This is a genomic window from Brevibacillus choshinensis, from assembly GCF_016811915.1.
GTDB classification, from domain to species: Bacteria; Bacillota; Bacilli; order Brevibacillales; family Brevibacillaceae; genus Brevibacillus; species Brevibacillus choshinensis_A.
In genome coordinates, this window is sequence record NZ_CP069127.1 from 1,802,101 (window position 1) to 1,814,271 (window position 12,171).

Genomic DNA, 12,171 nt, shown 5'->3' on the forward strand with positions numbered 1-12,171 from the left:
TCCAAAAAGGGGGCAAACGATGAGAAAACAAATAGGCAGCATTGGGTTGGCGTTGGTTTTGCTTCCCGCGACGGCAGTGAACATTCATCCAGTGAAAGCAGGTTACGAGGCCGGTTCCTCTGCTTTTTACAATCAGGTCATGCAGGACGTACGAGAATCAAAGTGGCAATCCTTTTCAGGGAGCTTGGCTGCAGCTATTCGGAATGAAGCGCGGTCTTCTGCGGATGAATGGTCGCGAGCGAGCCATTCCTTTTTTGGTGAGAAGGTACAATCCACTTCGATGTCGACTTTGGACATGATAGAGGCGCCAAAGGCATGGGAGGAGGCAGGTGTAAAAGGCGAGGGGATGCTAGTTTCCGTCGTGGACACCGGTGTAAATCCGAAACACCCCGATATGCCGGCGCCTCGGGATAAACGACTCGCCCAACAAAAATCAGGCTCAACGCAAAAGGTGATCCCCGGCTTTAACTGGGCGGACCGCAATCCCATTACCGTCGATGTAGGAGAATCGCAGCACGGTGTACATGTCTCCGGCATCATTGCAGCCAATGGGAAGCTGAAAGGCGTAGCGCCGGAAGCACAGATCATGAGTCAAAAGGTCTTCTCCAATTATCAGGGGGAGGTGCCCGGCCTCAGTGAGTCGATTTTATTCGCCATCAACGATTCTATCACCAAAAAGGCCGACGTGATTAACCTGAGCCTAGGTTCCTCCGCAGGCTATGTGGACGAGACGAATACGGAGCAATACGCTGTAAAGAAAGCCGTAGACAACGGAGTCATCGTGGTTGCAGCGGCCGGGAATGATGCTTACTTTGGAAGCGACAAGGTGCGTGAGAAAAATCCGGATGTAGCGATGATCGGTTCGCCCGGATTGACACCGGATGCGTTATCTGTGGCTTCTGTCAATGCCACCACTCTGGCGGGCTACAGCTTTGGCGTTCAAGGGGTATCCGGTTTGGAGCGCGTGGTTTATTTGCATGGACATGTGGATTCCGGTCCGGTGATCACGCCTGTCTCTGCACTGCTAAAGCCCTATCAGCTAGTCTATATGGGGAAAGGCAAGAAAGAGGACTACAATGTGTCGGTAAAGGGCAAGGTCGTGCTGCTGGAACGGGGCGATATCTCGTTTGACGAGAAACTGCGGCTGGCCAAGGAAGCGGGGGCAGTCGGTGCCGTCATCTACAATAACGAATCCGGCCCTCTCTTAATCAGTGCGGAGCATTTGAAGCAGGTCCCGGCGGTGTCCGTTTTGAAGCATATGGGGGAGCAGCTGGCTCAGGCGCTGAAAAAGGGAAAGAAAGTCACGATCACGTTTGATGGACAGTACGGGCAGAATCCGATGCCGTACCCGGACGGCGGGACGATGTCCGCTTTTTCCTCGTGGGGTCCCACGCCTGATTTGCAATTCAAGCCGGAGATTTCGGCCCCAGGCGGAGGCATTTTATCGACCGTGCGTGAATCAGAGTATGCGGTAAAGAGCGGAACCTCGATGGCCACTCCTCACGTTGCAGGAGGCATGGCTTTATTGAAAGAGGCCTATCAAAAACAAGGGAGGGTGCTTCAGGGGAGGGCGCTGGTAGAGACATTGAAGGCGGCGGCTATGAACACGGCTGAGCCCATCATTGACCCGCAGCAGGCTGTCTCTGTGCTCGCGGAAAAGGCAAAGAAAAAGATGCCGTACAGCCCCCGTGTGCAAGGGGCAGGGCTGATGCAGATCGCCAAAGCGATCAAGACTCCCGTCATCGTGACTGATCGCAAAGGAAAAGCAGGAGTGTCGTTGGGAGAAGTGGGAGCGAAAACCGAGTTCTCCTTGTTTGTGGACAACAAGTTCGGGAAAAAGCCGATTACCTATACGCTCCAGGACGAGTTTGGCGTGCTGACGGACTTGCGCAGGAACGGCCTGAATCTGCTGACAGAGACTTCGCTTGAGGGGGCGCAGCTGCAGTTTTCCAAGCAACAGGTCACGGTAGCACCAGGGACGAAGGCAGAGGTCAAAGTGACGCTGACCATACCAAAGGACACGGCTCGCAATCTATTTGCTGAAGGCTTCATCGCTCTATTGCCTGACGACAATGAGCTTCCCAAGCTGCGTGTTCCTTACTACGGCTTTTACGGCGATTGGGATGAACCGCGCGTGATGGATGAACCGATGTGGAATGCAGGCAGTCAGGAAAAGCGGACGGGCATCAAGACGACCTGGTACCATGACAAGCAAAACGACAAGTGGAAATACCGCGATTATCTCGGTGTTACGGGGGTTGGGGAGGACGGCGGCGTTCAGATTGATCCGACCAAAATCGCTTTTTCACCGAATGGAGACGGTCATTACGATACGGCTGCACCGTCGATTACGTTCTTGCGCAATGCTCGCCAGGTCGTGGTGGACGTCACCGATCCTTCAGGCAAGCTGATCCGCTCTTTGACTCGGGTGGACAGAATCAGCAAATTCGATCAGTCCAAGCTGGGAACACCTTATTACTACACGGAGCGAGAGGAATGGAGCTGGGACGGTAAAACCTATTCCCCACAGAAAGGAACCTATGAAAAAGTTCCGGACGGCGCTTATCAATTTGTGATCAAAGCAAAAATCGATGGGCGAAACGCCAACTGGCAGACCCTCACTCTGCCGATTCGCGTGGATACCAAGGCTCCGGTCATTTCAGCTTCCTTGTCAGGCAATCGTGTGCAATGGAGCAGCAGGGACAAGGACGTCCAGGGCTACATCCTGTATGTGAATGGCAAAAAAGCCGGTGGGCCATATTCCAGCAATGTGACCAGCACGCTCATCAACCAGCCAGAGAAACGAATGAGTGTCGTCGCTTACGATTTTGCAGGGAACATCAGCGTGGCGGACATTAATGGCAAAAGCGATACCGTGCCGCCGTTCGTGGAATTCCCTGACGACCTGTTCACGTACGTGAAAGTATCCAGGCAGCCCGATGTCGCCATACGCGGGAAGGTTACGGGTGAAGACATGCTGGATCGGGTGCGTCTGTCCATCAACAAGAATCCTGTAAAGGTGGAAGCGGATGGAGCCTTTGAGACGATCATGCGCCTTCCGGAAGGGCTCAATTACATCCACTACAGCGTGCAGGACATGTACGGGAATACGCGTCAGTTTACGCAACGGGTGATTGTGGATACCACCCCTCCCATTCTTCAATTCCAAAATGACGGGACGGAAGACGTCTTGTTTGATTCAGCGGCGAAGAAGGTCATGGTTCCGATCCGCTTCATGTACCAGGATCAGACGTATAAGGGCCAGGTGAGTGTCAATGGACAGATCGTCTCCAGCTTTGAAGAGGACCAATTGGAGAAGCCAGTCCAGAGGAATGCGACGCAGACGCTCTCTCTGGGGCAAGGGGAGAATCGAATCTTGCTGGAGGGCAAGGATGGCGCGGGAAATCAAAATTCTCTCGTGGTGTACGGCTACGTAGACGCCAATGCAGGCTCTGTTGTCCTGCATCACGGGGAACAACGCTACACCTATCAGGCAAGAACGATACCGGCGCCTACAGTGACACTCGGACAAAAGCAGGTAGAGGCGAAGGCTGGCGAGTCCATCCCCATCAGCGGGAAAATGACGGGAACCGGTGCTCTTTCCATGACGGTTACCTACGGAGAAAGCAAATTTCAAGCCGACATCAACGATCGCGGAGAATTTCGGTTTGTGCTCGATCAGGTATTGGATGGCAAACATAAACTGAGTATCCAGGCCACAGATGCTTTAGGGAGAGAAGCAAGAGCGGAAATGACGGTAAACGGGAAAAAACGGTAATGAAAAACACCCGGGGTAGCGTGGCAGCGCTAGTCCGGGTGTTCAATTGCACGGAGGAAAAAATCATGTTTTATCACGGGATAAAATGGGAATATGTGTGTAGGGAGTTTCCGTTGCTCTCGCCAAGACGCACAGTAAAAAACAAAAAGCAGGAGCAATTGCTTGATCGGCTGCATTTGCTGCAACAGTTTGGCTTGGAACCCATTCATTTATTGGAATCCGACGAGAGTTATCCACCCTCCCGCTGCATTCAAGAATGCCTGGCGTTTGGAGATACCGTGTTCGCCTTTGATCGGCTCAGTCTCCCGATGTGGCAATTAAGCAGTCATGAGGTAGGGGTGGAGGTGCTGGATTTACGCACTTCCGTGTATATTTTCACGATCGCTCCTGAGGCGAAAGTCGAGGTGCTTTTTCCCGGTATTCCTGGTTACCGTGACCAAATTCCTACAAAGTTTTTGTGAGACTCTTGCTTCTGCCAAAAATCGACATTATGATAAGGCTATTACAGAGATAATTGCCCGGGAAAGGAAGATAGCTCAGATGAAAGACCATGATTTCTTGGATCCATTTCTTGAATCAGCTTCGTCCGTGATTCAGCAAGTCTGCAATGTCGGCATATCTCGTGGAGAAATGGCTGAAAAGGACTGGGTTTATACGGAAAACCACACTTGGATTCGAATTGGTATGACAGGCCAATTGCAGGGAACCGTATTTTTTGGGCTCCAGGAAGAGTTGGCTTTGCGCATCGTTTCCGCCATGATGGGAGGTTTCCCCATTCAGGAAATGGATGAGATGGGGAAGAGTGCGATATCTGAACTAGGCAACATGATTTCCGGGAATGCTAGCACGATCCTATCCAGTCGGGGAGTGACTGTTGATATTACTCCGCCGCTCTTTTTATTGCAGCAAGAGATGCAAAAAATAACGGGAACCGCACTTTCGGCTCCGCTCGATCTGCACGATATGGGGCGGATGGAAATTCAAATGGTGGTAGTAGAATAGGACGGCAAATGGCCGTCTTTTTTTGTTATCCGAGTCATCCTCTTTTACTGTGATACTCAGCGAATGGTAGTGGCCCTATTATCGAGAATCTGGAAGAGGGAAGCCGTGTTGGAGAGCGGCCGTTATCTGAAATATAAAAAAACATAAAATATTTTTGATTGTCTGGATGAATTTTTTTAGATAGTGTATTGTTGGAAATAGCAAGGGGGTATGAATGCTTGTCATATGTGAAACAACTGCTGGGGATGTTTTTCCTGGTCATCGCCGTCTGTGGCGGGCCGTTCATGCTGTATACCGTGAAAGAAGAAATCGTGTTCGCCCCGGAGAATGTCGTGGTGCGGACCGTATACCTGCTTCAGCAGATTGGCGGGGGCTCTCTCGGAACCTACTATTTGGGAGAAAATGAGAGAAGCATTGCCGAAGATATTGTTCCTTTTGCTGTGAGTACGTTCGAGCTCCTCTTTTCCAGTGTGCTCATCGCGGTGGTCGCGAGTCTCGTGTTTGGTCTGTTCCTGCAGCGGTTCGGGGTGGTTCGCCATTTCCAAAAGGTATTGAATCTGGTCGCGACGATTCCTGATTTTATTCTGATTTTTGTGGCGATTCTAGCGGCGATCGGATTTTACAAGCTGACCAACATCCGGATTATCACTCTTTCCCCGACGAGCGACGCGGATAACAACTGGTTTCCGATGACGCTCTTGGCGATTGGCCCCACAATCTTTCTCATGAAGGTCATCAGTCTGAAATACACGCAGATCGGCGGAGAGGATTACATCAAGACAGCGCTGGCCAAAGGCATGGGGATCTGGCATGTCCTGATCCATCACGTGTACAAAAACATCAAGCCGTTTTTGCTCGCTGACCTGAAAAAGACGATTGCCATTACGGTGGCCAACTTGTTCATTGTAGAGTATTTGCTCAACGTAGTCGGGCTGACCCGATTTATTTTCAGTAAAAGCGGGGGCTATCAGTTCAACGCGGCGGTCATGGGGCTCTTGGGGATCATTTTGCTGTCCATTCTCGTCTATCTCCTGATTCGTTTCATTTTGTACATGTTCGAACGTGCGGTCGTTTATAAATAGGCATTACTTTTATTGTCATGAGTGAGGTTGTCTTATGCAGAAACGAATGAATTGGTCATTATGGATTGGCTCGATCCTGGTAATAATCCTGGTCATCACCGGAGTAGTGGGCCCATCCATCGCTCCCTACGAGCTGGATTTTCAAGAAAAGCTGCGCAATGAGGTAGTAAACGGCAAGACGGTCATTACTTCCCCTCCGCTGCCCCCCTCGGATGAACACATTTTTGGGACGGACAAGTGGGGGTACGATATGCTGACCCTCTTGCTGCACGGCGCACCCTATACGGTTTTCGTGACGCTGGCAGTGGCCCTCGTCCGTTTGCTCATCGGTACCGTCATCGGCTTGTATATCGGTGTGCAGGACAAGCCGCAGCGCTGGTGGGTGGCGATTGAAAATGCATGGAGCTACATGCCCATTTTCATTCCTGTCTACTTCCTCCTCAAAGGTGTGAGCATCAATCCGCTCATGCCCACCTCGACGCTTGTCGCACTGTTTATCGGTGTGGTCGCTGTGTTGGGAGCTCCGAGTGTCGCTTCGTCTATACGGCAAAAGACGGAGCAGATCAAGGAGACCCAGTATGTACTGGCTGCGACCTCCTTGGGAGCGGGGCGTGAGCAGATCATCTTCCGCCACATTTTGCCTCATCTAAAAGAACAGCTGATCATCATCTTGGTGACAGAAATGGTCGCGATCATGACCTTGATGGGGCTTTTAGGGATGTTCGACCTGTTTGTGGGCGGCACGAAAATGACCATGGACCCTGTGCTGTACCATTCCATCACTCACGAATGGGCAGGTTTGCTTGGTTCGTATCGCGGGTTTGTTTACAGCAACTATACATGGATCTTCCTGACGCCATTGGTAGCGTTTGTCTGGGCGATCGGTTCCTTCACCTTACTTGCGAAAGGACTCCGGGAAAAATTCGAGCAGACCTACCATCGCACGCCTTTCATTTAAAGGGAACGCCCCTGATCCTCCACGGATGAGGGGCGCTTTTTTATTCAGACAAGAATGGCAGAGTATGCAAATCGGTGGTTAAACAAGGGTGAAATTATGTGTAAAAGATCGGGAGCAGTACAGGTGTCACGTGAATAGACTGAAGTGTCGGGGGCGGTGTTGGCCTTGGGTTCCGACGCCAGATCCTGATATACTGGCGGCCATCGTCGTCCTGGCATGCAACGTGTTCGCGGCGCCTGCCGAACTTTTTCCCAAAACGGTACTTGTACGATTCCAAGGCTCGAAACATGGTTCTCGAAAATGAGTCAGCAGAGAAGTAGGTGTTCGGAACCCATTGCCCATTTTTTGAATAGGATGTATGGCAAAAGCCTAAAATCCTTGAAATTCCGGCACCATCACCCACCCCCCATCATAGGATAAGGTGACTCTGTAATCCCTCAACCTTGTTCCTGTAGAGCCCACAAGGAGGGGTGGCACGATTGAAGGGTAGCGACCAAACCAAGCCGTTGTTAACGAATCGCGAAAGAGAAGTGTTTGAACTCTTGGTCCAAGATAAGACAACCAAAGAGATTGCCGGACAACTCTTCATCAGCGAAAAGACTGTACGCAATCACATTAGCAATGTCATGCAAAAATTAGGTGTCAAAGGTCGATCTCAGGCAGTAGTCGAACTCGTTCGACTTGGTGAACTAGAGATTTGAACCCAGTCCACCCAGCCTCCCTTTTCTTCCCATGGTCGGAAGGGAGGGTTTTTTTATTTCTTCACACATCAGGTACTTTTACATAGCGCCCATAATCGGGAACAGCGACTCGGTCAAAATCACGAACCAGTTTATCCAAGCCAGGCGAGAGCATTTCGCCGGACAAGGGGAGACCATGCCCTGTAATCGCTACAGCTGGCTTTACCTCTGCGAGCTTCCGAACGGATTCCCGAGCGGCTTCCCAATCCGTCGTTAAGTATCGGGGAGGCCCGCTCAGCTCCTGGGTTTGGGTAACGACCTTGAACAAGGAATCTTGTCTGACGTTAATGAAAGCATCTCCGGCAACCAGTGAGCGGTCAGACTCGCGGAAAAAGGATACATGACCCGGGGAGTGGCCAGGAGTGTGAATCCAGCGCCATTCTGGCAATCCCGGAATGCTGCCGTCTGAAGGAAGCTTTTGCAAATGCTGCCCGACGTCGATGGCTTCGTTTGGAAAGAGGGGGGACAGCTTGGCTACCATTCCTCCTTCCACCGTAGGGTCTGGCTCTGGGTAGTTGGATTGTCCCGTCAGGTAAGGGAACTCCAGCTCGTGCGCATAAACAGGTACATCCCAATGCGCTGCCAAATCAAGCAATGCGCCCACGTGATCGAAGTGGCCATGGGTGAGAAGAATGGCGGAAGGTGGACGGTTGGCTCCAAATCTTGCTTCGGCCGCCGCGAGAATTTCGTTCGTGGATTTTGGCATGCCTGCATCAACCAGGACCCATCCATCTGTTCCATCTACATGACCGATGAAGCAGACGTTGACGACTTGGATGCAATAACAGTACAGATCCGGGGTCACATTTTGTCCCACACCGCTCGAGACCGAAGTGACCGGAATATATGAACGCTCCATGCTCTGACCTCCTGACAAATCTTTCATGTACTCCGTTACTGTTTGCCAAGATAGGCGGAAATATGTCGAAATCCTGTCATGCCGGGCTTCGAAAAGCGGCTACCAAACCGAAGCGAGGGGAACATTGAAAGAGGGAAGGGAAGCGTCCCTATTTTGTCATAGCAAGGAGCTGCCTGATGAATCACCAAATGATTGTTCATTTCAGCGATAAGGACTTGGATGGAGAGTCGTGTGCGATTCTGAGCCGTCTTGCATTTTCCAGCCAAGAGGTGGATTCACGAGGAGTAACCCCATACACAGTGAATCTGGAAGTCCAAAAGTTTATAGAAGAAGAGCTAGTCCAGGGAATGTTTGTCGTGATAACGGATGTCAGTGTGAACGAAGAAGTAGCCGCCATGATCGAGGAGAAAGTGAATCGGGGGCATGCGGTTGTCTTGATCGATCATCATCCGACGGCTCTACCTTTGGCAGAAAAGCATGGATGGGCAAAGGTCATCACAGAAGAAGCAGGGAAAAAGACTTCGGCAACCAGCCTCTATTATGACTATCTGGTTCATCAGGGATACCTGACCCCGACCGGTGTTCTGTCTGACTATGTGGAGCTGGTTCGTTCCTTTGATACATGGGACTGGGAGGCGACTGGCAATACGCAAGCGAATCAATTGAACATCTTGTTCTATATGGTGGAGAAGGAAATGTTTATCCAGAATGTGATCCGACGGTTGCGGGGAGAAGGTGCCCATACGGATCAATTCGTTTTTGAGGAAGTAGAATCCATTCTCATCTATACGGAAGAGAAGAGAATGGGTGAATTTGAACAGAAAAAGCTGAAGCAGATGAAGCGAATAGCTGTTGAAGTGGATTTGCAGGAGCCCAAAACATTTCAGGTGGGTGTGGTATTTCTCGAACAATATCACTCCACCACAGGGAATTACTTGTGCAAAAACGACGAGACGATCGATTTCGTCGCCATGCTCGATCCCGGGAAAGGGCGAATCAGCTTTCGGACGATTCGAGACGATGTGGATCTGTCTGTGATCGCTCACCATTACGGCGGAGGCGGTCATCCGAAGTCAGCCGGTTGTTCGTTTACTGGCATCACGGTGAAAGACTATGTTTACCCAGCACTGCGAGTCCATTAAAACCGAAAAAGAGCCGAACCGCTGCTGTTTCGGCTCTTTTTCCTTGATACGTATAAGCATGTTAGAGTTCCACGATCTTTGTAGCAATATGGTTGCAGAACTCGCGGTCATGCTCCACAAACAATATTGTGGGAGCGTGCTCGAGCAGCAGCTCTTCTATTTGCATGCGGGAAATGACATCGATAAAATTGAGCGGCTCATCCCAAATGTGCAGATGCACTTTCTCGGACAAGCTTTTGGCAATGAGGACTTTCTTCTTTTGTCCCCCGCTATAAGCGGCCATGTTCTTCTCGAATTGATCTCTGGAGAAATCCAGTTTTCTCAGAATCGCTTTGAACAGGCTCTCATCAATCCCGTTCTGTCTCGCATAGTCCGTCAGACTGCCTTGCAAATGGGAGGTGTCCTGCGATACATAGGAAACTTTCAGCTGGCTTCCCTTTCTGAAGGTTCCCGTATAGGTCATGTTTTCTCCACAAATCAGCTTGATCAGGCTGGATTTCCCGGAGCCGTTTTTTCCTGAAAGCGCGATACGCTCACCTTGGGCAATCGAAAAACTGATGTCTGAGCAAACCGTTCTGTCTCCGTAATAGATCGATACGTGCTCAAGTTCAGCGAGTTGGTTTTTATGGTAAGCCAGCTGTGAGATCTTCAAGCTATCCTGGTTTTCGATATTTTTCAGGAGCTTTGATTTCTCATCAATGGCCGAATGCTGTCTCTGCTCGATCGATTTGGAGCGCTGCATCATTTTCGCAGCCTTGTGGCCAATATATCCTTTATCGACCTTGGAACCGGAATTTCTGGTTCCGTTTTTCGTTTTTTCTACTTCGTGCGACCAGTTGCTCGTGCGTTTGGCAGCATCAGACAGGCGTTTGATGTCTTTTTTCAGCTTTTCGTTCTCTGCCAGCTCAAATTGATCCTGTCTCTGCTTATTTTCCCACCAATCGGAGAAATTGCCTTTTTGAATTTCGATATTGGTCCTGTTGATGGATAAGATGTGATCCACGCAGTTATCGAGAAAGGATCTGTCATGGGACACCAGAATAAAGCCGCTCTTGGTGCGGAGATAATCACTGACCAGCTTGCGGGCGTGCATGTCAAGGTGATTGGTCGGTTCATCGATCAACAGAAAGCTGTTTTCCTTCAGAAACAAGGCAGCCAACAGCACTTTCGTCTGCTCGCCGTTGGACAGGGAAGCAAAAGGGCGATATAAGACATCCTCGGAAACCTGCAGCAGGGATAGCTCGCGCATGAGCTCCCATTGGAGGTAGTCCGGAATGATGTCGCCGATGACATCCAGTGTCTGGTTTTCCTTTTGTTCCACGACGAATGGAAAGTATTCGAACTGGACCGTGGATGTGATCGTACCGCTGTAATCGTATTTACCGAGCAGCAGGTTGAGAAAGGTAGTCTTCCCCCTGCCGTTCCGTCCTGTAAATCCCAGCTTCCAATCTGTGTCAATCTGGAAGCTGACGTTTTCAAAAATGTTATCGAAACTGCCTTCGTAGGCGAATGTCAGATTGGTAACTTTTATCAATGACATGAAGAGCCCTCCTGTATGAAAAAAATAGAAAAGCTACAAGAAAGTTACTTTCTTGTAGCTCAAATACATACAGCAAATCCAACCCGAGACAGGGCTAGATAAGGATATCGTTTGAGGGTAAGAGGTAGTAACTTTCTTGCGTATCAAAAGAATAAAACAGGCGAAAAAATCGCTTTTCGTTTTATTTTTTATCAGCAAGAAAAATTACATGTTCCTCTTCAACTCCAGTCATTAAAGTACACCCATCTTACCATACCCCTCTGTACAATTCAACATACCCTTTCTCACCTAGTGGATGTCTCGACCTATTGACACAACCAGAAGAGAGGATTATATTTTGACTGACAAGAGAGTCAATCAAAAAAGACAGAAGCGGGAGGGAAGGAATCGTGCCTCGCACGAAGGAGCAGAACGAAGAAATACGTCTTCGGCGAAAAGAAGCCATCATGAAAGGCGCACTGAGCGTCTACGTGGAGAATGGCTACGCTGCGGCTGATATCGGGGATGTCGCTGAAAGAGCCGGGGTTGCCAGAGGATTGGTGTATTACTACTACAAGGATAAGCGATCGCTGTTTCGTGATCTGTTTTTGCATATGTTTCAATTGTCCAACCTGCACACCCGAAAGCATTTTTCGCAGGAAGGAACGGCAGTCGAGCTGTGCGCGAAATTTGCGACGGTCATGTATCAAAACTTATTTGAGAACTCGGAGCACGTCCTGTTCTTTTTCCGAATGCGGCTGGATCTGCATGAGCTTTTCACACACGAAGAATTGCACAACCTCTTGTGGCGGGACAACAATTTGCAGGTAGTCGTGGAAACGCTCCGGAAAGGGATGGAGGCAGGGGATGTTCGGCAGATGTCTCCTGAGATGCTCACGGAACAGTATTGGGGAGCCATTATGCAAGGAATGGGCTATTTGAAAAGGAAGAGGGAAGCGCTGCTGAAACAAGGCAAAACGCTGGTGGATGCAGAGCAGCTCCTCAAATCGGAAGTAGAGGATGCGACCAAGACCTGCGTCGCCATGCTCAGCCGGAATGCGCGGCCCTGATTCAATCCATACCGGAGGGTG

10 protein-coding genes are annotated in these 12,171 nt (G+C 50.2%); 8 read left to right on the forward strand and 2 right to left on the reverse strand.

The genetic code is table 11. The features are described from left to right. Positions 1-19: 19 nt before the first annotated feature. The 6 genes from JNE38_RS09300 to JNE38_RS09325 all read left to right on the forward strand — a co-directional run bounded on the left by JNE38_RS09300 (position 20) and on the right by JNE38_RS09325 (position 7,521). The gene (locus tag JNE38_RS09300) at positions 20-3,778 is read left to right on the forward strand and encodes a S8 family serine peptidase (RefSeq protein ID WP_203356298.1); all 3,759 of its coding nucleotides are present in this window, start codon (positions 20-22) and stop codon (positions 3,776-3,778) included. Positions 3,779-3,843: 65 nt separating this feature from the next. Continuing rightward, positions 3,844-4,239: a hypothetical protein gene (locus tag JNE38_RS09305; protein WP_203357479.1), complete on the forward strand. Its 396-nt coding sequence runs from the start codon at positions 3,844-3,846 to the stop codon at positions 4,237-4,239. 79 nt (positions 4,240-4,318) lie between these two features. Beyond that, entirely contained in the window at positions 4,319-4,780 is a 462-nt protein-coding gene (locus JNE38_RS09310) for a chemotaxis protein CheX (protein WP_203356299.1), read from the forward strand. A 218-nt stretch (positions 4,781-4,998) separates the two neighbouring features. Beyond that, a complete protein-coding gene (locus JNE38_RS09315; RefSeq protein WP_343071587.1) occupies positions 4,999-5,862 on the forward strand; it encodes an ABC transporter permease subunit in 864 nt (287 codons plus the stop codon). A 34-nt stretch (positions 5,863-5,896) separates the two neighbouring features. After that, the gene (locus JNE38_RS09320; RefSeq protein ID WP_203356300.1) at positions 5,897-6,820 is read left to right on the forward strand and encodes an ABC transporter permease; all 924 of its coding nucleotides are present in this window, start codon (positions 5,897-5,899) and stop codon (positions 6,818-6,820) included. Between the two features lie 479 nt (positions 6,821-7,299). Then, on the forward strand, positions 7,300-7,521 hold the full coding sequence (locus tag JNE38_RS09325) for a helix-turn-helix domain-containing protein (RefSeq protein ID WP_003387736.1): 222 nt from the start codon (positions 7,300-7,302) through the stop codon (positions 7,519-7,521). A 61-nt stretch (positions 7,522-7,582) separates the two neighbouring features. Here JNE38_RS09325 and JNE38_RS09330 read toward each other — a convergent pair whose 3' ends face one another. Beyond that, entirely contained in the window at positions 7,583-8,419 is an 837-nt protein-coding gene (locus JNE38_RS09330; RefSeq protein WP_203356301.1) for an MBL fold metallo-hydrolase, read from the reverse strand. A gap of 176 nt (positions 8,420-8,595) precedes the next feature. Between JNE38_RS09330 and JNE38_RS09335 the strand changes: the two genes are divergently transcribed. Beyond that, positions 8,596-9,561 carry a DHH family phosphoesterase gene (locus JNE38_RS09335; protein ID WP_203356302.1) on the forward strand — a complete coding sequence of 322 codons (966 nt, stop codon included), beginning with the start codon at positions 8,596-8,598 and terminating at the stop codon, positions 9,559-9,561. Between the two features lie 61 nt (positions 9,562-9,622). On the opposite strand, the gene JNE38_RS09340 is transcribed toward JNE38_RS09335, so the two are convergent. Further along, the gene (locus JNE38_RS09340) at positions 9,623-11,101 is read right to left on the reverse strand and encodes an Lsa family ABC-F type ribosomal protection protein (protein WP_203356303.1); all 1,479 of its coding nucleotides are present in this window, start codon (positions 11,099-11,101) and stop codon (positions 9,623-9,625) included. Between the two features lie 389 nt (positions 11,102-11,490). On the opposite strand from JNE38_RS09340, the gene JNE38_RS09345 reads away from it, so the two are divergent. Then, a complete protein-coding gene (locus JNE38_RS09345; protein WP_203356304.1) occupies positions 11,491-12,150 on the forward strand; it encodes a TetR/AcrR family transcriptional regulator in 660 nt (219 codons plus the stop codon). The last annotated feature ends 21 nt before the right edge of the window (positions 12,151-12,171 follow it).

Bases quoted from the DNA above. Each gene is read 5' to 3' on its own strand.
- JNE38_RS09300 (WP_203356298.1), top strand. From the start codon at position 20: ATGAGAAAACAAATAGGCAGCATTGGGTTGGCGTTGGTTTTGCTTCCC.
- JNE38_RS09305 (WP_203357479.1), top strand. From the start codon at position 3,844: ATGTTTTATCACGGGATAAAATGGGAATATGTGTGTAGGGAGTTTCCG.
- JNE38_RS09310 (WP_203356299.1), top strand. From the start codon at position 4,319: ATGAAAGACCATGATTTCTTGGATCCATTTCTTGAATCAGCTTCGTCC.
- JNE38_RS09320 (WP_203356300.1), top strand. From the start codon at position 5,897: ATGCAGAAACGAATGAATTGGTCATTATGGATTGGCTCGATCCTGGTA.
- JNE38_RS09330 (WP_203356301.1), bottom strand. From the start codon at position 8,419: ATGGAGCGTTCATATATTCCGGTCACTTCGGTCTCGAGCGGTGTGGGA.
- JNE38_RS09335 (WP_203356302.1), top strand. From the start codon at position 8,596: ATGAATCACCAAATGATTGTTCATTTCAGCGATAAGGACTTGGATGGA.
- JNE38_RS09340 (WP_203356303.1), bottom strand. From the start codon at position 11,101: ATGTCATTGATAAAAGTTACCAATCTGACATTCGCCTACGAAGGCAGT.